The 22,193-nt window shown below is 59.7% G+C and carries 30 protein-coding genes, 1 tRNA gene and 3 pseudogenes; 13 read left to right on the top strand and 21 right to left on the bottom strand.

Annotated elements, in window-relative coordinates:
* Positions 1-103 precede the first annotated feature (103 nt).
* A pseudogene (locus tag C4J90_RS27295) lies at positions 104-259 on the bottom strand (integrase); the annotation flags it as partial.
* A 113-nt stretch (positions 260-372) separates the two neighbouring features.
* Here C4J90_RS27295 and C4J90_RS14215 point away from each other — a divergent pair.
* Positions 373-645, top strand: a pseudogene (locus C4J90_RS14215) (hypothetical protein); the annotation flags it as partial.
* A gap of 9 nt (positions 646-654) precedes the next feature.
* Here C4J90_RS14215 and C4J90_RS14210 read toward each other — a convergent pair.
* Both C4J90_RS14210 and C4J90_RS14205 read right to left on the bottom strand, forming a co-directional pair.
* Positions 655-1,020: a hypothetical protein gene (locus tag C4J90_RS14210; RefSeq protein ID WP_124362996.1), complete on the bottom strand. Its 366-nt coding sequence runs from the start codon at positions 1,018-1,020 to the stop codon at positions 655-657.
* Between the two features lie 106 nt (positions 1,021-1,126).
* A complete protein-coding gene (locus tag C4J90_RS14205; protein ID WP_124420104.1) occupies positions 1,127-1,573 on the bottom strand; it encodes a hypothetical protein in 447 nt (148 codons plus the stop codon).
* 118 nt (positions 1,574-1,691) lie between these two features.
* Between C4J90_RS14205 and C4J90_RS27120 the strand changes: the two are divergent.
* Positions 1,692-1,943 (top strand): annotated as a pseudogene (locus C4J90_RS27120) (hypothetical protein).
* 26 nt (positions 1,944-1,969) lie between these two features.
* On the opposite strand, the gene C4J90_RS14195 reads toward C4J90_RS27120, so the two are convergent.
* Both C4J90_RS14195 and C4J90_RS14190 read right to left on the bottom strand, forming a co-directional pair.
* The gene (locus tag C4J90_RS14195; protein ID WP_124420103.1) at positions 1,970-2,371 is read right to left on the bottom strand and encodes a hypothetical protein; all 402 of its coding nucleotides are present in this window, start codon (positions 2,369-2,371) and stop codon (positions 1,970-1,972) included.
* A 285-nt stretch (positions 2,372-2,656) separates the two neighbouring features.
* Positions 2,657-2,743, bottom strand: a tRNA-Leu gene (locus C4J90_RS14190).
* Between the two features lie 224 nt (positions 2,744-2,967).
* Between C4J90_RS14190 and C4J90_RS14185 the strand changes: the two genes are divergently transcribed.
* Positions 2,968-3,444: a hypothetical protein gene (locus C4J90_RS14185; protein ID WP_124420102.1), complete on the top strand. Its 477-nt coding sequence runs from the start codon at positions 2,968-2,970 to the stop codon at positions 3,442-3,444.
* Between the two features lie 10 nt (positions 3,445-3,454).
* On the opposite strand, the gene C4J90_RS14180 is transcribed toward C4J90_RS14185, so the two are convergent.
* Positions 3,455-3,982, bottom strand: coding sequence for a DinB family protein (locus tag C4J90_RS14180; RefSeq protein ID WP_124420101.1), 528 nt, complete (start codon positions 3,980-3,982; stop codon positions 3,455-3,457).
* Positions 3,983-4,107: 125 nt separating this feature from the next.
* Here C4J90_RS14180 and C4J90_RS14175 point away from each other — a divergent pair, with 125 nt between their 5' ends.
* Complete coding sequence (locus C4J90_RS14175) at positions 4,108-4,800, top strand: tellurite resistance TerB family protein (protein ID WP_124420100.1); 693 nt, start codon at positions 4,108-4,110, stop codon at positions 4,798-4,800.
* A gap of 25 nt (positions 4,801-4,825) precedes the next feature.
* Here the strand turns inward: C4J90_RS14175 and C4J90_RS14170 are convergent, their stop codons facing one another.
* The 3 genes from C4J90_RS14170 to C4J90_RS14160 all read right to left on the bottom strand — a co-directional run bounded on the left by C4J90_RS14170 (position 4,826) and on the right by C4J90_RS14160 (position 7,008).
* The gene (locus C4J90_RS14170; protein WP_124420099.1) at positions 4,826-5,437 is read right to left on the bottom strand and encodes a LysE family transporter; all 612 of its coding nucleotides are present in this window, start codon (positions 5,435-5,437) and stop codon (positions 4,826-4,828) included.
* A gap of 67 nt (positions 5,438-5,504) precedes the next feature.
* The gene (locus C4J90_RS14165) at positions 5,505-6,788 is read right to left on the bottom strand and encodes an arsenic transporter (RefSeq protein WP_124414787.1); all 1,284 of its coding nucleotides are present in this window, start codon (positions 6,786-6,788) and stop codon (positions 5,505-5,507) included.
* A 19-nt stretch (positions 6,789-6,807) separates the two neighbouring features.
* Entirely contained in the window at positions 6,808-7,008 is a 201-nt protein-coding gene (locus C4J90_RS14160) for a helix-turn-helix transcriptional regulator (RefSeq protein WP_124420098.1), read from the bottom strand.
* Positions 7,009-7,179: 171 nt separating this feature from the next.
* On the opposite strand from C4J90_RS14160, the gene C4J90_RS14155 reads away from it, so the two are divergent.
* The 4 genes from C4J90_RS14155 to C4J90_RS14140 all read left to right on the top strand — a co-directional run bounded on the left by C4J90_RS14155 (position 7,180) and on the right by C4J90_RS14140 (position 8,995).
* Positions 7,180-7,395 carry a hypothetical protein gene (locus C4J90_RS14155; protein ID WP_046068240.1) on the top strand — a complete coding sequence of 72 codons (216 nt, stop codon included), beginning with the start codon at positions 7,180-7,182 and terminating at the stop codon, positions 7,393-7,395.
* 71 nt (positions 7,396-7,466) lie between these two features.
* Positions 7,467-8,162: an AzlC family ABC transporter permease gene (locus tag C4J90_RS14150; protein WP_124362986.1), complete on the top strand. Its 696-nt coding sequence runs from the start codon at positions 7,467-7,469 to the stop codon at positions 8,160-8,162.
* Positions 8,159-8,470 carry an AzlD domain-containing protein gene (locus tag C4J90_RS14145; protein ID WP_124362985.1) on the top strand — a complete coding sequence of 104 codons (312 nt, stop codon included), beginning with the start codon at positions 8,159-8,161 and terminating at the stop codon, positions 8,468-8,470. Before C4J90_RS14150 ends, C4J90_RS14145 begins: the two co-directional genes overlap by 4 nt.
* A gap of 171 nt (positions 8,471-8,641) precedes the next feature.
* Complete coding sequence (locus C4J90_RS14140) at positions 8,642-8,995, top strand: hypothetical protein (RefSeq protein WP_124362984.1); 354 nt, start codon at positions 8,642-8,644, stop codon at positions 8,993-8,995.
* A gap of 121 nt (positions 8,996-9,116) precedes the next feature.
* Here the strand turns inward: C4J90_RS14140 and C4J90_RS14135 are convergent, their stop codons facing one another.
* The 10 genes from C4J90_RS14135 to C4J90_RS14095 all read right to left on the bottom strand — a co-directional run bounded on the left by C4J90_RS14135 (position 9,117) and on the right by C4J90_RS14095 (position 17,751).
* The gene (locus tag C4J90_RS14135) at positions 9,117-9,821 is read right to left on the bottom strand and encodes a YoaK family protein (protein ID WP_124362983.1); all 705 of its coding nucleotides are present in this window, start codon (positions 9,819-9,821) and stop codon (positions 9,117-9,119) included.
* A gap of 64 nt (positions 9,822-9,885) precedes the next feature.
* Positions 9,886-11,520: an ATP-binding cassette domain-containing protein gene (locus C4J90_RS14130; RefSeq protein ID WP_124420097.1), complete on the bottom strand. Its 1,635-nt coding sequence runs from the start codon at positions 11,518-11,520 to the stop codon at positions 9,886-9,888.
* A 125-nt stretch (positions 11,521-11,645) separates the two neighbouring features.
* The gene (locus tag C4J90_RS14125; RefSeq protein WP_124362981.1) at positions 11,646-12,695 is read right to left on the bottom strand and encodes a DNA topoisomerase IB; all 1,050 of its coding nucleotides are present in this window, start codon (positions 12,693-12,695) and stop codon (positions 11,646-11,648) included.
* Between the two features lie 75 nt (positions 12,696-12,770).
* Positions 12,771-13,850: a molybdenum ABC transporter ATP-binding protein gene (gene modC / locus C4J90_RS14120; RefSeq protein ID WP_124362980.1), complete on the bottom strand. Its 1,080-nt coding sequence runs from the start codon at positions 13,848-13,850 to the stop codon at positions 12,771-12,773.
* Between the two features lie 5 nt (positions 13,851-13,855).
* The gene (gene modB / locus C4J90_RS14115; RefSeq protein ID WP_124420096.1) at positions 13,856-14,536 is read right to left on the bottom strand and encodes a molybdate ABC transporter permease subunit; all 681 of its coding nucleotides are present in this window, start codon (positions 14,534-14,536) and stop codon (positions 13,856-13,858) included.
* Positions 14,537-15,289, bottom strand: coding sequence for a molybdate ABC transporter substrate-binding protein (modA, locus tag C4J90_RS14110; protein WP_124420095.1), 753 nt, complete (start codon positions 15,287-15,289; stop codon positions 14,537-14,539).
* A gap of 96 nt (positions 15,290-15,385) precedes the next feature.
* Entirely contained in the window at positions 15,386-16,453 is a 1,068-nt protein-coding gene (locus C4J90_RS14105) for a nitronate monooxygenase family protein (RefSeq protein ID WP_124420094.1), read from the bottom strand.
* A gap of 132 nt (positions 16,454-16,585) precedes the next feature.
* Entirely contained in the window at positions 16,586-17,251 is a 666-nt protein-coding gene (gene alkB, locus C4J90_RS14100) for a DNA oxidative demethylase AlkB (RefSeq protein WP_124420093.1), read from the bottom strand.
* A 3-nt stretch (positions 17,252-17,254) separates the two neighbouring features.
* Complete coding sequence (locus C4J90_RS26905) at positions 17,255-17,422, bottom strand: hypothetical protein (protein WP_164484542.1); 168 nt, start codon at positions 17,420-17,422, stop codon at positions 17,255-17,257.
* A gap of 26 nt (positions 17,423-17,448) precedes the next feature.
* A complete protein-coding gene (locus C4J90_RS14095; RefSeq protein WP_124362975.1) occupies positions 17,449-17,751 on the bottom strand; it encodes a DUF1883 domain-containing protein in 303 nt (100 codons plus the stop codon).
* A 212-nt stretch (positions 17,752-17,963) separates the two neighbouring features.
* Between C4J90_RS14095 and C4J90_RS14090 the strand changes: the two genes are divergently transcribed.
* The 4 genes from C4J90_RS14090 to C4J90_RS14075 all read left to right on the top strand — a co-directional run bounded on the left by C4J90_RS14090 (position 17,964) and on the right by C4J90_RS14075 (position 20,362).
* Positions 17,964-18,314, top strand: a complete 351-nt coding sequence (locus tag C4J90_RS14090; protein ID WP_124420092.1) for a hypothetical protein — start codon at positions 17,964-17,966, stop codon at positions 18,312-18,314.
* 186 nt (positions 18,315-18,500) lie between these two features.
* The gene (locus tag C4J90_RS14085; RefSeq protein ID WP_124420091.1) at positions 18,501-19,148 is read left to right on the top strand and encodes a c-type cytochrome; all 648 of its coding nucleotides are present in this window, start codon (positions 18,501-18,503) and stop codon (positions 19,146-19,148) included.
* Positions 19,145-20,056 carry a c-type cytochrome gene (locus C4J90_RS14080; RefSeq protein WP_124420090.1) on the top strand — a complete coding sequence of 304 codons (912 nt, stop codon included), beginning with the start codon at positions 19,145-19,147 and terminating at the stop codon, positions 20,054-20,056. Before C4J90_RS14085 ends, C4J90_RS14080 begins: the two co-directional genes overlap by 4 nt.
* Positions 20,057-20,131: 75 nt before the next feature.
* A complete protein-coding gene (locus C4J90_RS14075; RefSeq protein ID WP_124362971.1) occupies positions 20,132-20,362 on the top strand; it encodes a hypothetical protein in 231 nt (76 codons plus the stop codon).
* 9 nt (positions 20,363-20,371) lie between these two features.
* On the opposite strand, the gene C4J90_RS14070 is transcribed toward C4J90_RS14075, so the two are convergent.
* Both C4J90_RS14070 and C4J90_RS14065 read right to left on the bottom strand, forming a co-directional pair.
* Positions 20,372-20,653, bottom strand: a complete 282-nt coding sequence (locus C4J90_RS14070) for a hypothetical protein (RefSeq protein WP_124362970.1) — start codon at positions 20,651-20,653, stop codon at positions 20,372-20,374.
* Positions 20,654-20,796: 143 nt separating this feature from the next.
* Positions 20,797-20,982 carry a hypothetical protein gene (locus C4J90_RS14065; protein ID WP_124414774.1) on the bottom strand — a complete coding sequence of 62 codons (186 nt, stop codon included), beginning with the start codon at positions 20,980-20,982 and terminating at the stop codon, positions 20,797-20,799.
* Positions 20,983-21,281: 299 nt separating this feature from the next.
* On the opposite strand from C4J90_RS14065, the gene galU reads away from it, so the two are divergent.
* On the top strand, positions 21,282-22,121 hold the full coding sequence (gene galU / locus C4J90_RS14060; RefSeq protein ID WP_003173830.1) for a UTP--glucose-1-phosphate uridylyltransferase GalU: 840 nt from the start codon (positions 21,282-21,284) through the stop codon (positions 22,119-22,121).
* Positions 22,122-22,193: the final 72 nt, after the last annotated feature.

Genomic DNA, 22,193 nt, shown 5'->3' with positions numbered 1-22,193 from the left:
TTAAAACAATGACATAGCATCAATTCTGCACCGCTATGCGTTCTCTTAATACCCCTTGCAGCCCTTTGTTTTCAAGGGGGAGAAAATGATTGCGGTGCAGAATTCACCTCGTCGGCGTGACCTTTTTGCCGATCCTTTTGCGAATGTAGTTCTCGGTCATGACCACGGTGGTGTGCCCGAGCTGATCACGAACTTGCAAAATGTCACCGCTCGACTCTGCCTTGTCGGTACCTGCCTTAGCGCGCAAGTCGCGCATCTGATTAGCGGCGGCTCTTGCGGTTGCTCTAAGACGTCTATTTCCAAGGAAATGACGAAGGCTTCAGGATGGCTGTCCTCTACAGCCATGAATTCGGCCCTTCAGATGGAGACGTAGGCGAACCAGACGGTGGCATTCTTGGGAAGCTGATCTACACCACGATCGCCATCACCGGTTTCGTTGTGTCGGTGCGTAGCCAGAATATCTCCTTCGGCCCGACCACCGCCGGCCTGACGCTACACGTATCCCTGGCTATGGCCGGTGCCCGGCACATCTTCATGGTCACGTGCTGGCAGCGGGTGAAGGTCTAGCTATGTCGGACGCTGAGCTGCGAGCACTGCCTGCATTGTGACAAGGCGCATGATGGTGTCGAGCGGCGGACCAAATAATACAAGCGCCTACCATGCCCCTGGAAACCACTGTCGGGCGAGGCTTACCGTCACGCGCAGTGCATGCTGACTTTGATCGCACTCCAAATGCTGATCTTCGGGCGTCGCTGGTTTGCGCCACCTAAGATCTGCCGCTAAGCCTTTGACGAAAGTTCGCTCAAATTCGGGGTTAGCTTCTTTGGTAAGGCGCATCGCTTTCGCATAGTCCGCTTCAAGGTCATCAGGCAGCGATTCACAAGCCAGCTTGGCCTGTTGATACCTAACGGCGTACATGTAGCCGTCAGTAGGGGCTTCGTCGTAGCTGTAGCGGGATGGCTCCGATGCCAGTGCTGGGCCAGTGAGAAGTAACGCGATGAGATACAAACGTGCGTGCATGGTGTTGAAGTCTCATAAAATCAAATTCAGCGGAGTAGACCCGGTTCATCCGCGCCACGTTTTCGAATGCGCTAAATCGTGGCGCGAGATTGGGTGCGATGCTCGGCTATGGAAATGTGATATCAGCCCTGATCAAAGGAAGATTGCTTGCATCGTAGGAGCAATGATAAGAGCGCCCTTCATCGGTGTCTTTTTTCGGGATTTCTTCGCACTTGAATGAAGCAGTGACGCCGTATTTTGTAGCTCTGAACCCTTTGACCGCTTCCTCAGGGGTAAGCACCGTAACGAGCTCACGATTGAAGCTCAGGGTGATATCTGGGCCGCCGAAGACTTCATATTTCTGCGATCGGATACATAGGCTGGCTCCAATCAATTTGCCATTCAGAGTATTTGTGCCACTCGTACACGCTTTCGGTGAAATGAAGTTGCCAACGCCCATTTTGGCAGTCGGTACTTCAGTTTTAGGCCCCGGCGGGATGTATGGCCCGCTCTGACAGGCTGCAACAAGAGTCGTCGCAGTTATTAGCGCTGCAGCGGTGAGCATTGACTTCATTAGGTCAGTATCCTTTGACTGGTGTAGTGCCAGGCAGTCTGGTCACGTTTTTTACGGATCGGAACGTTAGATCATGCTGGCGCGCAGCTTGCGGATCAACAAATTCATGGTGGCCTGAATGACCGTTAAATTGCTGGAGTTCAAGCGGGAAGACTGTCGCGACGCCGCCAAGACCTTGCAAGATCGCCGACGACCTCGATGCGGGTGAGCATCCCGAATGCACCGTGGGTGCGCTGACCATGATCGGCGCCAAGGGAGAGGTGACGGTGTTCGGCCCCGTCCCAAGTCCGACGACCTGCAGTGTCTCAGCGTGATGCGCCTGGGCGAGCAGAAGCTGAATGATGTGCTGCTGGAAAATTCAGAAGGGTAAAATGCTGACCCAACTCGTCGCCCGCCTCAAGCCTTCGCTCTTTTCAATGTAAGGGCGAGCATGGAGCTCGAGACTATTCCTGGCATAAGAAATATGTATGTGAGTTCGGGCAGATCGCGCGTCCAGTACGCGAGGACCATACCCCAAATCATCGCAATCACTGCTCCCGATGCCAGCAAGTGTGAGTTGCTTACAACGGGTGCCGCTGCCATTGAAAGTGCATAGATCTTCCATGCCGACCATATCGCGAATGCCGAGACGATTGCTGCGCCTATAAGTGCTAGCGTCCCAAGCGGAGGACTCTTGGCGACAAAAATGAGCGGAATAAAGAACGCCACTACGCCGACTACGAAGAGGATGGTGATTGGTACAAGCCCGACAACCGCCGCAATTGTCAGTCCGATACGCAGCTTTATCAGGTTATCCATTTCCTACACCTTGAACTCTGTAGCGTTATCGGGCGACTTATAACCGGCAAGTCGCGACTATTACAAGCTCAAGGTGCCCCATGGATAGGCCATTCCCTCCGCCCTCAATACTTGAGCAGTCCGACCATGTCGGCAGAACCTCATCAGTGTTCCTCCGTGGAGTGAACAAGGTAGCAGGCAAATTATGAATAGGGAGATAGGTCGGCAGGACGCCAAAGGAAGGGAATTGCGCAGCAGAAAAGATAAGGGCCTGCCCAGGTTTCCCCGGCAAGCCCTTGATATCTATGGTGCCCGAACCCGGAATCGAACCGGGACGCCCTTACGAGCGGGGGATTTTAAGTCCCATGCGTCTACCAGTTTCGCCATTCGGGCGGTAGCGCGGTGCAGCAGGGTTGCGAATATATAGATCCAGCGGCTTCGGCGCAACCTCGATGCACGCTTTCCTGCACAAACCGACATCCGAAAAAACCTGCCAGATCAGTGATCTACGCAGCCTTCCAGATTATTCCCATGGCATGGGCCCAACCCAGGAACAAGCTCTATAAATGACAGTCATAGCGATATGCCACCTCGGCAGTTCTTTAGGGAGTCAGTTGATGCGCAAGGTCCGTATGCATTCTTGGATGATGGCTGCAGGCATGGTTGGTTTTTTGAGCGCTGCGATAATCGCACCGGCGCAGGCTGCGAGTGCGGTGCAGTGGGGTGACCGCAGAGCGTGGTCGGAAGACCCGCTGACCGCTGCCACATTGGGCCCGGGTAATGCGTTAGTGTTGAATCCGTCGAATATCAAAGTCGGGGATATTGAGGCGCTTAAAGAGGCGCGAAAGCTTACCGCCAGCGAACTGCAGAGCCTCAAAAGTAAAGTAGAGGATCAGGACCGCGCCTTCGACGAATTCAAGCGCAAGGATGGCTCCAGCACCGGTAGCAATGAGAGTCAGCTTGCCAGCCTCAAGCATGCATTGGACGAGCAGAAAAGCACTATTGATCGGCAGAAAAGCGAGATCGAGGGCTTAAAGCGCAGCCTGGATGATTTGAAGCGCAGTGTGGAGACGCTGAGCAGCAAGGTGAAATGATCAGTCGCGCTCAGTCAAACAACGCCAGTAGATCAGTATCGCCCACATCCACCCCAGCCTGGCTCAACAGCGTGGTCACCTGGCCACGATGATGTGTCTGGTGATTGAAAAAATGCACCAGCAGGCCGAAGAACGGTTTCTCAGCCGCTGCTCCGCGCATGGTGTGGTAGCGCAAACGCTGGTCCAGGTCGGTTTCCTGCAGGCTGTCGGCCCAATTGAGGATCAATTGATCCAGCCAGGCACGCTGGGCCGAGAGTTCGCGTATGTCTGCGAACGCCAACTGCCTCAGGTCGACGGGTGTGGCGATGGCGCTCAGGGGTAGCAGCGCGGAAAAGCCTGCCGGGTGCTCGGCAAAGCGCTTGAGCCAGACCGTATCGCCCAGCACCAGGTGATTCAAGGTGCCGAGGATCGAGCCGAAAAACGCTTGTCGGTTCGCAACCAACGCCGCATCTGTCAGCTTGCCGGCGGCTTCGTAGACCTTGCGATTCATCCATTGGTTGTAGTTGGCCATCAACCCAATGTGCTCAATGCGATTCACCGATGCGTCCTCTCGAATGGCGGGGTGGCGCCATCATAAAGCTTGCCCGCCCGGCGGTCATGGTGTTCCATCGGGGGCGGACTAAGGTTGATTTAACACCACTATGCGCCCTGGAGGGCGACACCATGAATACCAGCGATCTACTGGAACAACTGTTGCGCGGCGCAGGGCAGGGCGGTGCTTCTTCGGGCGGCGGGTTGGGCGGTCTGCTTGGCGGGCTGCTCAAAGGCACCAGCGCCGGCAATGCTTCGGCCGGCGGCGGCCTGGGCGGAATATTGGGTGGGCTGGGAGGCATGCTGGGCGGTGGCGCGGCAACGCGCTCGACGCAAGGGCGCGCCGGTGGTATGAACTATGCCGCGTTGGCTTCTCTGGGGATGATGGCCTACAAGGCGTATCAGGCCTGGCAGAGCCAACAGGCGAGCCAGCCGCAGCAGGCCTTTCAGACGGCCGATCAGCTGTCGGGCGCGCAAATCGAAGCGCACAGCCACGCCGTATTGCGCGCACTGATCGCTGCCGCCAAGGCCGATGGCCGGTTCGATGCGAACGAGCAGCAGTTGATCTCCGATGAGCTGGGCAAGCATACCGACGACCCGCAATTGCAGCAGTGGCTCGACGCTGAAGTCGCCAAGCCTCTGGATGCGGCAGATTTCGCCGAGTTCGCCAGCGACCCGGCGTTGGCGGCCGAGGTGTATCTGGCCAGCGTCATGTTGGTGGATGACCAGCAGGACGCGGAGCGCAATTACCTGGACGATTTAGCCGCCCAGTTGCAAATCGATGCGCAGTTGCAAGTGCAGCTGGAGCACCAGACCAAGGCCTGAAACCTCACCGTCGCGCCCCGGCCTGTTAAATACCCTGCGCCGCGAGAATGGCCAGATAAATCAATACCAGGCCACAGGCGCCATAGCTGATGCGTTGCCAAGTTGGCGAAGCATTCTTGCGCAGCACGTTGACCAGCGCGGCAGTCAGAAAGCATGACAGCACCGACGCCAGCATGAAGCCGGCAAAAAACATCAGCGTTTGCCCATGGCTCGGGGTGGTGCCGACGATGCCCGACAACGCGCTGCCCAGGGCGCCCCAGTAGACGATGTTCTTCGGATTGGCCAGTGAGATCGCCGTGCCCACCGCCAGGGCGTTTTTCCCGGAGCTGGTGGGTGCACTTTCGACTTGCGGTAGCTGCCACGCATCCACCAGGCTGCGGATGCCCAGCCAGGCCAGGTAGAGCGCGCAGACCACCGTCAGCGGCACGCGCACCGCGTCATGCTGGATCAGCAGCGCGATGCCAGTCAGCCCGATCACCGCCCAGACCGCATCGCCCACCAACGAGCCAATCTGCACCAACAGGGCCGGTGTGAAACCGTAGAGCAAGCCTCGGCGCAGGGTTTCAGCGAGCACCGCGCCGGGAGACAGGCAAAACACAAAACCGAAAACCAGCGCATAGAAAAAGATCGTCAGCATGCCCGCGTCCTTCCGAGAAAGTGCGCGAGCATACGTCAGTGTCGGGATGAATGAACACCGCCTGCCTTCACAAACTCAGGCGCAAAGCGAGCGCGGCGAGGGTGATCAACAGCACCGGCACGGTCAGCACAATCCCGACCTTGAAGTAGTAGCCCCAAGTGATGGTGATGCCTTTGCGCGCCAGAATATGTAGCCACAGCAAGGTCGCCAGGCTGCCGATGGGGGTGATTTTCGGGCCCAGGTCGCTGCCGATCACGTTGGCATAGATCATCGCGTCCTTGACCACGCCCACGGCATGGCTCGACTCGATGGAAAGCGCGCCGATCAACACCGTTGGCAGGTTGTTCATCGCCGAGGACAACAGCGCGGTGAGCACGCCGGTGCCCATGGCCGCGCCCCACACACCGTAGCTGGCGAAGGTGTCGAGCCAGGTGGCCAGGTAGTCGGTCAGGCCGGCGTTACGCAAGCCATAGACCACCAGGTACATCCCCAGGGAAAAGATCACGATCTGCCACGGCGCGTCTTTCAGCACTTTGCGTGTGGAGATCGTGTGGCCCTTGGCGGCAATCACCAGCAACAGCACGGCGCATACTGCGGAAATTGCACTGATGGGAATGCCCAGCGGTTCCAGTGCGAAGCAGCCCACCAGCAAAATACCCAGCACCCACCAGCCGGCGCGAAAGGTCGCACGGTCGTGTATGGCACTGGCGGGTTGTTCCAGGTCGGCGGGGTCGTATGACTGCGGAATATCGCGACGGAAAAACCATAGCAGCACCGCCAGGGTCGCGGCGACGCTGACCAGGTTCACCGGCACCATCACGGCGGCGTATTCATTGAAGCCGATCTTGAAATAGTCCGCCGAGACGATATTCACCAGGTTCGACACCACCAGCGGCAGGCTTGCGGTGTCGGCGATAAAGCCCGCGCCCATGACGAATGCCAGCGTCGCCGCCGGCGAAAAACGCAGGGCCAGCAGCATCGACATCACAATCGGGGTGAGGATCAACGCCGCGCCGTCATTGGCGAACAACGCCGACACCAGTGCGCCCAGCAGCACCATATAGGCAAACAATCGCCGGCCCCGGCCACGCCCCCAGCGCGCCACATGCAGCGCGGTCCAGGCAAAGAACCCGGCTTCATCCAGCAACAGGCTGATGATGATCAACGCGACAAAGGTGCCGGTGGCATTCCAGATGATGTGCCACACCACCGGAATATCCGCCAGGCTGATCACCCCGCAGGCCAGGGCCAGGATCGCGCCCAGGGAGGCGCTCCAGCCGACGCCCAGGCCTCTGGGCTGCCAGATGACCAGCACGATAGTGATGATGAAAATAGCAATTGCGACAAGCATGAATAAACGCTCCGATGGCTCAGCAAGTGCTGGCCTGTTGTGATCTGTCGCCCATTGCATCCAGACGCCGCGCGTCGTTTTGCAACCCTGGCGGGCTGTCATCCAAGGCATGGATCAGTTCGCCCACGTAAAGTTCGCCTTTGCGCAGGATCAATCGCATCAACTGTGCTCGGGTGGTGTTGGCCAGGCATTTAAACAGGGTAGGGGCCGACCTATCCATGGCGTTTGCCTGTCTGCGATTTCGCACAGGAGGATAAGCCTCAATGTAAGCCAAATCCTGATTTCGTTTGACGTGGATCAACTGCCTCCTAATCAGCCACAAGTGATTGAAATTAAACTGAAACACGAATGTCCTAAAGTGCCGCCCATTGCTGATGAAGGAAGAGACCGCGTGACCCGAGCCACTCGTAACCTGCGCAAGACCCTGGATTCCGTCGCGGAAAATAACGAAACCGCTGCGTTCGACCTGATGCGTGCCGTCGAAAAACTCGGCGATGAGGTGCTGCGCCAGCGCCTGCTCAACACCATTCACCGGTTGAACCAGGACGCCTACGAACTACGCGAAGCGCGCGACTCGGTGGAGCTGGTGTCGGTAAAGCTCGCCTGAGCAAGATCGTTCAAGACAAGTGCCTGGGCGCGCTGGCATGCTTGCCGACTGTCTGTCGATGAGCCTCATCCATGCCTACTGCCCTGCCTCATGACGCGTTCACGCGTGGCGCAATCGCTGTTATTCCGTTATCCCTGGCCTGTGCCCCCTGGGGCTTGCTCGCCGGCTCAATGGCAATCGATGCGCAGTTCACCCCGCTGCAAGCCCAAGGGTTGTCCGCCATCGTGTTCGCCGGCGCCGCTCAGTTGGTGGCGATCGGCATGGTCAAAAGCGGCGCGAGCCTGATCTCCATCGTGCTGACCACCTTGCTGCTGACCTCCCAGCACTTGCTCTATGGCATGCACATGCGCCCGACGCTGTCCTCGCTCAACACCCGCTGGCGCATGAGCCTGGGCTTTCTGTTGACCGACGAGTTCTTTGCCCTGGTCAACCACTATGACCGCCAGACCTTCAATCGCTGGTATGCCCTGGGTGTCGGCCTGACGTTCTATATCATCTGGAACCTGTTCACTTTGGCCGGCATCGTCCTGGGCAAAAGCATTCCCGGCCTGGACCAGTTGGGGCTGGAGTTTTCGATTGCCGCAACCTTTATCGCCCTGATCACGCCGGTAGTGCGCGACGTGCCGACGGTGGTCTGCGTTGCCGTCTCGCTGTTGTGCTCGGTGTGGCTGAGTTACCTGCACTGGGAATCGGCGGTGGTGGTCTCGGGGGTGTTGGGAATGAGCGCCGGGTTCGCCTGCAAGCGCCTGGGAGTCGGCCAGCGATGATCTACCTGATGATTGTGGCGATGGGGCTGGTGGTGTTTTTCAATCGCTACCTGTTTATCGAACCGCGCCTGCCGGTGCGACTGAACCGGGGGGCGCGTGAGTTCCTCGGGTTCGCCGTGCCGGGCATGCTCACCGCGATTTGCGGGCCGATTATTTTCATCAAAGACCACCAGCTCAACCTGAGCCCGAGCAACCCCTATTTGCTGGCTGGGATCTGCGCCGTGGCGCTGATGATTTGGACGCGCAGCGTGCTGATCACGGTGTTGTCGAGCATGGTGTTGTTCTATCTGTTGCGCTGGTGGTTGTGAGCCGCAGGCGAAAAAAAGCCCGCGGAGGGCGGGCAGAAGGAGGACTTCTTGAAAATGAGCCTGGCCACTATAAGCGGCCGGTTTTGCCTGCACAGTGAAACAAAATTCATGGGCGCGTCAGTTGGCGGCGGCGCAATGGTAGAGTCACGGTTTTTCCAGGGAAGCACGAGCATGCATAAAGCGGTGATAGGCGCATTGGTACTGGCAGCACTGGCCGGTTGCGCGGGTTCGAAGATGAAGGAGGCGCGCGCGGGCAGCCCTTACAAGACGATGGCCTCGGACAAGGCCACCCTGGTGGTCGCCCAATGCATCCAGTACGGCTGGCAGGACGAAAGCGTATTTGGCGTCGACGCCGGCGGCTTCAAGGAAGCCACCGAGGCCGGGGGTTTCACGGTGTACACCACCGGCGGAGACTATTTTGTGGATGTGCTGAGCACGGGCGCAGGTTCTACCGTCAAGTATTACGCCGCAGAAGACACGATGCCCGCCAAACGCCGTTTGGCCGCACTCGCCACTTGTCTTTAATACTTTGCCTTGGTCATATTTGGCCTATTATTCACCCGCTCGCCCGACGTAATGGCTCTTTACCGGTACACGGATGTCGAGGCTTAAACGTCGGGCGGGCACCTCCTTCCGGGGCCACTGTTCAGCGTGGCATGAAGCCTAACTGCCAGCGTCGCGGAATCGCCAGGGTCGCCAGGCCCAATGATCCCGCCAACGCGCCGCTGACCCACAGGGCGCTCAGGCCGATCTGCTGCTCCAGCAGCGCGCCGATCACGGCGCCGATAAACATTCCCGCCCAAGGTATCAGCTGCATGCGCCAACCATTGCGGCGCTCGCCCAACAACCAGCGGCCCAGCCCGCGACCGAAACGCGACAGCGCCCCCGTGACATAGGTGAGCCCTACCGGCACCCCGTTCACTTGCTCGACGGCCGCGTTGAGCATGCCCATGGCGATAATCGCCGCTAACAGGGCGGGCAAGGTCTCGGCCCATGGCAGCAGCGCCGCACCGCAGAGCAGCGCGGCGATGCCCAGCAACAAGGGCAGCGCGCGACGCTTGCTTACGCGGCTGACAACCACGCCCAAGGCATTGCCGACGATGAAGGTGGCAACCAGCAACAGCAACCGCCCGGTAAGGCCAAGGTCACCCGCACTGATCGCAACCGCCAGGCGCGTGGTGTTGCCGCTCATGAACGAGACAAAATCGCCGCTGGCCATGAAACCAATGGCATCGGTCATGCCTGCCAGTACCGACAAACCGGCCACCAGCATTAAGCCCACACGCCCACGCCAACGCTGTCGATGGGCGAGCGCGGCGTTGGTGTAAGGCTTGGCGGGCGAAGGCAGCATAGGGCTTTCCAGTGAAGTTATTCGGCCACTACCCTAGGGCGCTTTGCGTGCGCGCGCAATCACCTCACACCGGCTCCAGGCGCCAGCCCGTGCTATGCCAGCTCAAGTAATGGCTGGGCTCGGTCGCCTGTAGGAAGGCTTCATCGTGGGACACCACCAGCAATGCCCCGGTAAAACCTTTCAAGGCCTGTTCAAACGCAATCACCGTCTCCAGGTCGAGGTGGTTGGTCGGCTCATCCAGCAGCAACAGTTGCGCCGGCACGCCGCGCCACAAAGCGATCGCCATCGCCGCTTTCAACCGCTCGCCACCGCTGAGTTGGCCTGCCGGCTGGGTCACCCGCGAGGCATCCAGTTGCAGCAAGGCCAGGCGCGTGCGCAGTTCGGCTTCGACCAGCGGCGTGTCGAGCAGGTTGAGCTGTTCGACGACAGTGCGCTGGTCATCCAGCAGCGTCAGGTGCTGATCGATATACGCGCAGGGCAGCGCCACCGTGCACGTCCCACTGGGCGCTTGCCATTGCCCGGCAAGCAGCTTGAGCAGGGTGGATTTGCCGCAACCGTTCGGCCCGCGCACAGCCACCCGCATGGGGCCGATCAGGTCAAGCGTCAGAAAGGTGGAAGGTGCCTGCGGATCCAGCCAGGGCAACTGTGCCTGTTGCAGGCTCAGAACCTGGCGGCCGTTGGGCACCGCCGCACCCGGCAAGGCCAACAAGGTCGGCGTCTCATCCACCACGCGCTCGTAAGCTTGGCGCACCTGCGCATTGAGGGTGTCTTTTTGATCATGATGGGCGCTGCCCAGAGTGCTGACGATTTGCGTGGCCGCGCTTTTCCATCGTGCCTTGGTAAACCGGTCGACGTTGGCGGTCGCTGCATATTGGCGTGCACGCGCCGCATTGCGCTGCAGGTTGTCATGATCTTTTTGCAAGCGTCGACGTTCGCGGCTGCGCTGTTCGCGGGCGTGTTCCCACGCCGCGATAGCCGCCTGCCGTTGTGTGTCGCGTTGCTGAAGATAGGCATCGTAGTTGCCGCCATACACCTGCGCACCCAGGGGCGACAGTTCGATGATCCGGCCCATGGCGTTGAGCAATTGGCGATCATGGCTGACCACCACCAGGCCACCGCGCCATTGCGACAATTGCTGCAGCAGCCAAACGCGCCCGAGGCTGTCGAGGTGGTTGCTGGGTTCGTCGAGGATCAGTAACGGCGGCGCCGCCAACAACGCGCCGATCAGCGCCACCTTGGCCAATTGGCCACCGCTGAGCCGGTCGGCCCGGGAAGTCGCGCTGAGCGAGGGCATCCCCGCCGTATCCAGGGCCACTCGCAGGCGTTCGGCGAGGTCCCAGCGATCATCGATCCGTTCAAGATCACCGGCCACGCCTGTGCCCTGGGCCATGCGTGCAAGGGCGGCCAGGCACTGGGCGGTGCCGGTGATATCGGCGACGGTCGCACCCGGCCGCACCACCACGGTCTGGGGCACGTAAGCCACCTGGGCCGGCGCGTTCAGCGTACCGGAGGAGGGTTGCAGGATGCCGGCGATCAGTTTCGCGAGGATACTTTTACCGCGCCCGTTGCGGCCGACAATGCCGGTAGGCGTGTGGTCGATGGACAAGGTGAGGTCTTCCAGCAAGGTTTCGCCATTGGCGAACTGGAAAGACAGGTGTTGCAGGGAGACCAGTACGGGCAGCCGGTTGACGTGAGTCATCAGCACCTCCAGGAAAATGTCGAACAGGCCAACAAGCGCGCCAGGCGGGCTTGTTGCAGATACATTTTGGAAGGCTTAGTTGTTCACGTAGGCGATCGTCCCGCGATTCAGAAGGGAGGCAGAGGCTAACCCACCTTGGCTTGCCCGGGCAAGTCGGCGGCCAGTTGCTCAAGGAACATGGCCAGGGCAACTTCTTCGGCTTTCAGCCCCTTGCGCACCCGTGGCTTGGGCAGTTTCGACAACTCACCCAGGCTGAAATGCTCCAGCACCGCCGGGTGGATATAGCACTTGCGACACACCGCCGGCGTATTCCCCAACTGCCGGGCGACGTCCTTGACCATGGTCACCACGTGCCGTTTGGCATCGGACTCCGGTTGCCACGCCAACTCGCGCAACACCGCCAGCGCCATGGCCGTGCCGGCCCAGGTGCGATAGTCCTTGGCGGTGAAATCTTCGCCGGTCAGGCTATGCAGGTAAGCATTGACGTCCTGGGAGCTGACGGTATGGCGTTGACCGTCCTCGTCCAGATACTGGAACAGGTTCTGCCCCGGCAACTCCATGCACCGCTTGACCACGCTGGCCAGGCGCCGGTCCTTGACGCTGATCTGATGCTCCACGCCGCTTTTGCCGCGAAACTGGAATTTTATCTCGCTGCCCTTGATGTCCACATGGCGGTTGCGCAGGGTAGTCAGGCCGTAGGATTTATTGTCGCGAGCGTACTGAGTATTACCGACACGGATCAGCGTGGCGTCGAGCAACATCACCACCGTGGCCAGCACCTTTTCGCGGGTGAAGCCGGGTTCGGCGATCTGGGCTTCCAGCTGTTTGCGCAACTTGGGCAGGGCGCTGCCGAATGCCTGCAGCCGCGCGTACTTGTCGCTGTCGCGCACTTCGCGCCAACGCGTGTGGTAACGGTACTGCTTGCGGCCACGGGCGTCGCGGCCAGTGGCTTGCAGGTGCCCCTGCGGGTCGGCGCAGATCCACACATCGGTGTAGGCGGGCGGTACCGCCAGGGCATTCAGGCGCTTGATCTCATCGGCATCGGTGATGCGCTCGCCGTCGGGGCCGAAATACTGGAACTTACCGCGCATTTTTTTGCGGCGGATGCCGGGTTGGGTGTCGTCAACGTAATGCAGGTCGCGGGGCAGAGCGACGGGCGGCGAAGAGTCGGGCATGGTGCAGGTTCCTTGGCAATGGATCAGGCCGGTATGTCTGATTGACCGCGTCGCCCTGCGGTCGTGCCAAATGGTTTAGGCCAGCACCGCCACCGCCTTGATTTGCGCCCACAGCGCCTGGCCCGGCTGCACTTGTAGCTGATCCCGCGAGAACCGCGTGATGCGCGCCAGCAACGGCGTGCCACCGGCATCCAGGCGTACCAGTACATGGGCGCTGTTATCCGCGGCGACGTCCTGGATGACCGTCACCGGCAGGCGATTGAGGATGCTGCTGTGTTCCTGCGCCTGGTGGCTGAGGCTGACGTCCCGCGCCTGAATTTTTACCCGCAGCTGTTTGCCCACGGCCATCGGCCTGTGGGCCACGCGTATCTGCAGCGGGCAATCGGGCAATTGCAGGGTGAGCAACTGATAGTGATCGTCGTAGGCAATCACGCTGCCCGTGACCACCACACCGGCATCGTCGCCTCGTGCCAGGGGCAGATCGAGCCGCGCCAGGGTTTCGCCGATGGGCCCGCTGGCCAGGACCTTGCCGTCGCCGAGCAGGACAAGGTGGTCGGCCAGCCGCGCCACTTCGTCCTGGGCATGGCTGACGTACAGCACCGGGATATCCAGCTCGTCGTGCAGGCGTTCGAGATAGGGCAGGATTTCATTTTTGCGCTGGCTGTCGAGGGCCGCCAGGGGTTCATCCATCAGCAGCAATCGGGGGCTGGTGAGCAACGCGCGTGCGATGCCGACGCGCTGGCGCTCACCGCCGGACAGATGCTGCGGATTGCGCTCAAGCAGGTGCGCGATGCCCAGCAACTCAGTGGCGTGGGCCATCTCCACACGCCGCTGCAAACGCGGGATACGCTTGAGGCCGAACGCCAGGTTGGCCCGCACCGACAGATGAGGGAACAGGCTCGCCTCCTGGAAGACATAACCCAAGGCGCGTTTATGCGGCGCCACGAACCGCCCGTTACGGCTGTCTTGCCAGACTTCATCGTTGATCTGCACAAATCCGTCTTCGGCGCGCTCCAGGCCAGCGATACAGCGCAGGCAGGTGGTTTTGCCGGAGCCCGATGGGCCGTACAGGGCGGTCACGCCACGGCCGGGAAGTTGCAGCTCCACGTCCAGTGCGAAACCGGAGTATTTCAAGTGCAGACGTACTTCAATCATCGCGCTCAACTCCAGCCCATGTTGGTTTTACGGCTGGAGTAGAGCGCCAGCAGCACGAGGAATGCGAACACCACCATCGCGCCGGCCAGCCAATGGGCCTGGGCATATTCCATGGCTTCGACGTGGTCGTAGATCTGCACCGAAACCACCCGGGTCTTGTCCGGGATATTGCCGCCGATCATCAGCACCACGCCGAACTCGCCGACGGTGTGGGCGAAGCCGAGAATCGACGCCGTAATGAAGCCCGGGCGTGCCAGCGGCAGGATCACCGTGAAAAAAGTGTCCCAAGGACCGGCGCGCAAGGTCGCGGCCACTTCCAGCGGGCGCGTGCCGATGGCTGAGAAGGCGTTCTGCAGCGGTTGCACGACGAAGGGCATGGAGTAGATCACCGACCCTATCACCAGCCCGGCGAAGCTGAAAGTCAGGGTGCCCAGGCCGAGCCATTGGGTGAACTGGCCGAAGTAGCCATGGGGGCCCATGGACAACAGCAGGTAAAAACCGATGACCGTCGGCGGCAACACCAATGGCAACGCAACCACGGCCCCCACCGGGCCGCGCCACCAGGAACGAGTGCGCGACAGCCACAGGGCGATCGGCGTACCGATCACCAACAGGATCACAGTGGTCAGCGACGCCAGTTTGACCGTCAACCAGATCGCGGAAAAATCGGCGCTCGTCAGCAGCATTTACAGCGCGTAACCGTAGGACTTGATCACCGCAGCGGCCTTCGGCCCTTTCAGGTAGTCAACCAGTGCCTTGGCGGCAGCACTGTCCTTGCCTTTATTGAGGATTACGGCGTCTTGTTTGATCGGGTCATGCAAGGACGACGGCACGATCCACGCCGAGCCGCTGGACACTTTGCCGTCCTTATAGATCTGCGACAACGCCACAAAGCCCAACTCGGCGTTACCCGTGGAGACGAATTGATAGGCCTGGGTGATGTTCTGGCCTTCGACGAGCTTGTCCTTGACCTTGTCGGTCAAGCCTTCCCTGGCCAGCACCTGGGTGGCTGCCAGGCCGTAGGGCGCGGCTTTCGGGTTGGCAATGGACAGGTGCTTGAATGCATTCTGTTTGAGCACGTCGCCATTGGCATCCACGTAGCCTTCTTTGGCCGACCACAGGGCCAAGGTGCCGACCGCGTAGGTAAAGCGCGAACCCTTGACGGTATCGCCTTCGGCCTCGAGTTTTTGTGGGGTGGTGTCGTCGGCACTGAGGAACACTTCGAACGGCGCGCCGTTCTTGATCTGGGTATAGAACTGCCCGGTCGCCCCGTAGGCCGCGATCAGCGTGTGACCGGTGTCTTTTTCGAAGTCGGCGGCAATGGCCTGGATCGGCGCGGTAAAGTTCGCGGCCACGGCGACTTGCACCTCATCGGCATGCGCCGAACCCAAGGCAAAGACGGCAAGCAGGGGGGCCAGGCGTGAGGCGCGGATCAACATTAAACAACTCCTTGAGGATGTACGGCTGGGTATCGCTATGTAGGAGAATATATAGCGGTTGCCTGCTGCCGGTACAGTGCCGCGTTGTTCCAAGCGCTAACGCTGCCGTTGCAGTTTGGCCAAGGTCTGCGCTGCCAGATGGCGGGTCAGGTCATAAGTTGAGTGTTCATTACACAGGCGCAAGGCCTGGCCTGCCCACAGGTTGCTGAAGCCGGCTTCGTCCTTGGCCTTAAGCGGCATCAACGCGCCACCGGCCCGTGGAAACGCCGGCGCAGCGGGGTTGATCGCGCCCAACTCACGCATCACCCGATTGACAATGCCCCGCGCCGGACGCCCGGTGAACAGATTGGTGAGGGCTGTTTCGCTGGCCTGGGCATGTCGCAACGCATGGTGATGGGCAGCGCTGACGCTGGCTTCAGGGGTGAACAGATACGCGGTGCCGACCTGCACCGCCGAGGCACCCAAGGCAAAGGCCGCGACCATTGCGCGCGAATCGGCGATACCACCAGCCGCGATCACCGGCACGCTGACGGCGTCGACGATTTGCGGCAGCAGCGCCATCAAGCCGATCTGGCTGTTGAGGTCGTCGCTGAGAAACATCCCCCGGTGCCCACCGGCTTCAATGCCCATTGCAATCACGGCGTCACAACCGTTTTCTTCCAGCCAGACCGCTTCCTCCACCGTTGTAGCCGATGACAACACCTTGGCACCGGTGGCTTTTACCCGGGCCAGCAAGGATTTTTCCGGCAGACCAAAGTGAAAACTGACGACTTCAGGGCGGAAGGTTTCAACCACTTCACATGCCGCTTCGTTGAAGGGCGCACGATTCGATACTGGCGTCGGCGCATCAAAATCGGCGCCCAGTTCGCGGTAGTAGGGCGCAAGCAATGCTTTCCAGCCGCGGTCGCGCGCTTCGTCCGCCTCGGGCGCCTGATGGCAGAAAAAGTTGACATTGAGCGGGCGGACGCCGGCTTGCCGAATGACGGTCAACGCCTCGCGCAGTTGCTCGATGCTCAGCGCCGCCGCAGGCATGGAACCCAGCGCACCGGCCTGACAAGCGGCGATCACCATGGCGGTGGTGGTCGCTCCCCCCATCGGGGCCTGGATGATGGGCAGGTCGATGCCCAGCAGATCGATAATGCGCGTGTCTGGCCAGGTGCTCATGGGGTGCGTCTCCAGCTTCAGTAAGCGTTGCGCTGTTTTAGCAGGCCCCCTGGCGCCCGGCCAGTCTGTTTTATTCACTGGACGGGGGCGATGCGTTGTGCAGCGGGTTAACGGGCGAAGCTTGCGGTCAAATCAGCCGGCGGTGCGAAAGGTCAGGTTGATGCGTTGCGGCCCCATGATCGGGTGAACGCCTTCTCGGACTGGCATCACCCCGTGGTAACGCAGGCGATCCACACCGCCCCAGACCACCACATCACCGTGGAACAGCGAAATCTTTTGCGCCTTGTCGCTGCGCCGGTGGCCACCGAACAGAAAAATCGCCGGCAGACCGAGGGACACCGAGACCACCGGTGCATCGTAACGCCGCTCGTTCTTGTCTTGGTGCAGGGACATTTTTGCGCCGGGCACATAGCGGTTGATCAGGCAGGCATCCGGTGAGAAATCGGCGAAGCCCGCCGCGTTTGCCGCCGATATCGCCAGTTCGCGCAACACGTCGGGCATTGGCGGCCAAGGCTGCTGGCTACGCGGATCGAGCGGGCTGTAGCGATAGCCGGACGTGTCGGTGGTCCAGCCCAGCTCGCCGCAACTGCTCAGCGCGGCCGACATGGTAAAGCCGCCGGGCGTGACCATCTGCCGAAACGGCGATTGGGCCAGGATACGCCGCAACTCTGGCAGTAAACGCTCAACCCAAGGCAGGGCGTAGCCTCCCAGAACATAAGACTCTTCGCCGATCTTCTCGCGCCTTGCGGGCTGTTGCAGGGCGTCGTCGGCAAACAGGTCAGCAGGAGGGCCCGGCATGGCTTACAGCGCCTTGCTCACGTTGATGTCAGTAATTTCGTCGCTCGCATCGTGGATTTTCGCCAGGGCTTGCTTGGCTTCCTCAACGCTATTGCTGGTCAACTGGGCAAATTCGAAGCGACGTTCGCCGTTGAGCTTGTACTTGATGACGTATTTGGTCGTGGTGGTCACAGCTTTTTTCCTTGCGGTGTTCGGGGTCAGCTCAGCTTGGTGCCGGTGCGACGAACGATGCGAATCTTGTGGGATAACGCGGGCTTGCGGGTAACGCTGATGGCGCGGCGTGTGACCACATCAAGGGTAATGTTCCAGAAACCAGTGCTGGGTGCGGTGATTTTTGCCGGGAATGTGTCGAATGCCCCACCGTGGTAGGTATGGCGGCCGCCGTTCTTGAAGCTGCGAAAATTCGCGTCGCTCATGAGACGAATATTACAGGTCTGCGAGCATTCGATGACGACAATGTCTCCCTCGTTGAGGTGCTCACGCTGATGGATAAATTTCATGGGGTGTCTCCAGAAGGGCTTTTTCTGAAAAATCAGAACGATACGTAGGATAAGATGGAGTTTATCAGCCCCAGCGCGTTTATTATCGGGTCGTCGTCGACGACTTCGACAATTTAAAACAGTTATTTACCGAGTTTTCAGAGATAAATCCTACATCGGCGGGAGAAATCTCCTGCGCCCGCTGTCGTAGGGTCTTTATCGGAGGTTTTAGTATGAAGTGGAGTGTGTTGGTGCTGGCCTTGGCGATAGGTGGCTGTGCTTCGGTTGCAGATATCAAGCAGACCCCACCTACGTTGGTGGTCATTTCCGGGAAAAAACCGCAGGAATATGCTGCGTGCGTAGTGCGCAAATTGGAGGCGACACGTCGTCCACCGCAGATCGAGCGCCATAAAGAGGGTTTTCAAGTGATCGTGCCGCAGAAGTTCTCGGCCGATCCATCGGCGATCTTCGAAATCGAGGATCGCTCCAGCGGTAGCAGCATCAAACTTTATGAAAGCATGTCCAACGTGCCGATTCGGCCGGGCGATGTGAAGAAAGCCGGGGAAAATTGCATTTCCGGTTAAGCCAAGGCGAATCCCACGCACTGACCCGATAAAAGCCCCACCCTGTAGGCACGAGCACCTTCGCTCCTACAGGGTGGGGCTTTTTTTTGGCTGTTTCGGGGTGTTGTGACGCTGGGTTAATTCCCATACTATCTGCATGGTTATGCTTTTTATGCCTAAGCTTATAACCATAAAGATGGAGCTGTGATGAAGTCTCTGGAACGAGCACTGGTGGGAAGCGCGTTATGGCTGCTGTTGGGTAATGCCTTCGCGCTCGACGGCAACACAATTTATACCGAGGGCGGCTCTCAGCCAGGCGCGATGCCCTGTGTGGCGTGTCATGGCGCCGATGGGCTGGGGCTTGCGGCGGCAGGTTTCCCCAGGTTGGCGGGGTTGCCCGCACAATACGTGCGCAGGCAATTGTCGGACTTTGCCAGTGGGGCGCGAAGTAATCCGGTGATGCAGCCGTTGGCAAAGGCGCTCACCGACGCCGAAATCGCCGCGCTAAGCGAGGCTGTGGCCGCGATGCCAGCCCCTTTAACCGCCAGGATGCCCCGCAGCGAAATGCCTGCCAACCCGATACAGAAACTGGCCCTGCAAGGAGCGTGGGAGCGGCAGATTCCCGCGTGCGTCAGTTGTCATGGCCCTTCCGGTGTCGGTGTGGGGGACGCATTCCCGCCGTTGGCCGGCCAGCCGGCGGCGTACCTGGCCGCGCAATTGGGCGCCTGGCAGAACGGCACACGGCGCGACGATCCCAGTGACCTGATGGGGCACATCGCCAAATCCCTGACCCCGGATGAGGTGCAGGGCGTGGCCCAGTACTTCGCCTCATTACCGCTGGAGGCCAAGCCATGAAGGCGCTCATGTTGATGGGGATGTTGATGGCAGTGCCCGCCTATGCCACGCCGATCGCCATGGAAGACCAATCCCAATTGCAGGCCGCTGCGCACCCCAATGCCCCTGCCTTTCAACCCCCTCAGGAAAGCGAACTGCCGGACAATGCCTACGGCAAGCTGGTCAGGCAGGGGTATGGTTTGTTCGTCGACACCAAGCGCCTGGCACCACAGTTTGTAGGCAACGGGCTCAACTGCAGCAACTGCCATCTGGATCAAGGCCGCATGGCCAACTCGGCGCCATTGTGGGGTGCGTACCCGATGTACCCGGCTTATCGCAAGAAGAATGACAAGGTCAATACCTTTGCCGAACGCTTGCAGGGCTGCTTCCAGTTCAGCATGAACGGCGGTACTCCGCCGGCGGCGGACAGTCCCGAAATCACCGCGCTGTCGGTGTATGCCTACTGGCTCTCCAGCAAAGCGCCCTTGGGGGTTGAATTACCCGGGCGCGGCTATCCCGAGGTGGCGCAACCGGCTAAAGGCTACGACCTGGCCCAGGGCGCGCAGGTGTACAACGGGCAATGCGCGGTGTGCCATGGCGTTGAAGGGCAGGGGCAGAAGGTGGGCGAGGGTTATGTCATGCCGCCGTTGTGGGGTAAGGATTCCTACAATTGGGGCGCCGGAATGCACCGGATCAACACGGCAGCGTCCTTCATCAAGCACAACATGCCGCTGGGCAAGATCGGCAGCTTGAGCGATCAGCAGGCATGGGATGTCGCGGCGTACATCAACAGCCACGAGCGGCCCCAGGATCCGAGGCTGGTCGAGGGATCGATAGAGAAGACCCGCATCAAGTTTCACGCCAATGATGGCGTCAATCTCTATGGCCAGACGGTAGATGGCGTGTTGATCGGGCAAGGCATCCGGTAAACTGTCGGTCACCGCCTACAAAAATGCCGCTCAAACCCTGGGTCTGAGCGGCATGCCCTGCCTGGAACGCCCATTATGAAGCGAGAACACGTTAAAGCCCGCCATGCTGAAGGTCAGATCACGGCGACCCACGTCATCCAGAACCCCGCCGACCTGGGCGAGTGGATCGTCTTTTTCAAGAAGAGTGACGGCCGCAGTTACTTCCTGGTGGATGATCAGGATGAGGTCGAGTCATTTCCGCGCCTGGATGACTTGATTGAAATCCTGCGCAGCCTGGGGATCAAGTTCGCCGAAGTTCATCTGTAGTGCTACGGCTTACTTGCACACCACCACTACGCTGCGGCTTTTGAAATTGCCTACGTCCTTGCCCAGAGTCTGTTCACTTTCCTTGAGTGACGGGGTGCCGTCTGTGCCGACGATACGGTATCCAGTCCCCGCGCACGAGGCGTCAGCTTTCTCATAGCAACTGGCCCACGAGTTGGCTTCGCCCGAGCAGTCAATGGTCAGGCCTTGTTCACCATTTTTCAGGTAGGTGTCCGACGTGGTGGTGCAGCCAGCCAGCGCCAATACCGCAGTGAGTGCCAGGATCTTGTTCATAGAGAGTCGTCTTCGAAGGTGTTGAGGGGAGCGCTGACACTATTGTGGGGCGTTGGCGGAAGATTATAGCGAACTGCCATCTAGGTACAGCCAAACACAAAAAAGCCCCGCTTGGCGGGGCTTTTGATGCAAGGCAACGTGGATTATTTGCCTTTTGGCCGCTTGCTCGACGCATGACCTGCTTCATCCACAAACACTTCGGCTACCGCAATCGCCATGGCTTCGGTCTCGAAAACGCCTGCGACGCTGTCGCCATGGAAGTTGATCAGGTGCCAGCCGTCCGTACGTTGGGTGATCAGGTAGCCGTTTACGCCTTTTGGTTCTGACATCTAATTAGCAATCTCGTAAGCTGATTCAAGGGTGCAATGATAGCCGCAAATACTCCGGGTTTGCCCAAGTAATTCAAGCCCGGTGCCGGACGCCGAAAAGCGTGCTACAAAGGGTGCAGCCCTTGGAAACATCAACCCCCAAGCGCCGGTCAGTCTGCCTGTTGAAAGATCAGCGGAACTTACGCCGACATTTTTTCTCTATGATGACATCGCGGCGCCAGCAGGACCCATTGTAAGGTGACTGCGGCCTCATTAGACTGCGCCGAATTCCGTACGCACAGCCCTTTGTAAGGACTCATATGATCAAGAAATGCTTGTTCCCAGCAGCCGGTTACGGCACTCGCTTCCTGCCAGCGACCAAAGCCATGCCCAAAGAGATGCTGCCGGTGGTGAACAAGCCACTGATTCAGTACGGCGTCGAAGAGGCACTGGATGCCGGCTTGAATGAAATCTCCATCGTGACCGGCCGTGGCAAGCGCGCGCTGGAAGACCACTTCGACATCAGCTATGAGCTGGAAAACCAGATCAAGGGCACCGACAAGGAAAAATACCTGGTCGGTATCCGCAAGCTGCTCGACGAATGCTCGTTCTCCTACACCCGTCAGACCCAGATGAAAGGCCTCGGCCACGCCATCCTCACCGGTCGTCCGCTGATCGGTGACGAACCGTTCGCCGTGGTACTGGCCGATGACCTGTGCGTGAACCTGGAAGGCGACGGTGTGCTGACCCAAATGGTCAAGCTCTACCAGAAATACCGCTGCACCATCGTCGCGGTGATGGAAGTCAACCCGACAGAAACCAACAAGTACGGCGTGATCGCCGGTGACGACATTGGTGATGGCCTGATCCGCGTGCGTGACATGGTCGAAAAACCTGCGCCGGAAGATGCACCGTCTAACCTGGCGATCATCGGCCGTTACATCCTGACCCCGGACATCTTCAAGCTGATCGAAGAAACCGAGCCAGGCAAAGGCGGCGAGATCCAGATCACCGACGCCCTGCTCAAGCAAGCCAAAGACGGTTGCGTGATTGCCTACAAGTTCAAAGGCCAGCGTTTCGACTGCGGCGGCGCTGAAGGCTACATCGAAGCTACCAACTTCTGCTACGAGCACTTCTACAAGACTGGCAAGGCTTACTGATTTTAGCGTTGCTCATCTGTTTCAAGTGAAAGCCACCTTCGGGTGGCTTTTTCGTTTTTCAGCCCCATGTAA

Source organism: Pseudomonas sp. R2-60-08W (genome assembly GCF_003852335.1).
Taxonomy (GTDB): domain Bacteria; phylum Pseudomonadota; class Gammaproteobacteria; order Pseudomonadales; family Pseudomonadaceae; genus Aquipseudomonas.
Note: the sequence above shows the minus strand (reverse complement) of the source record. Positions and strands in the feature narration are given on the sequence as shown.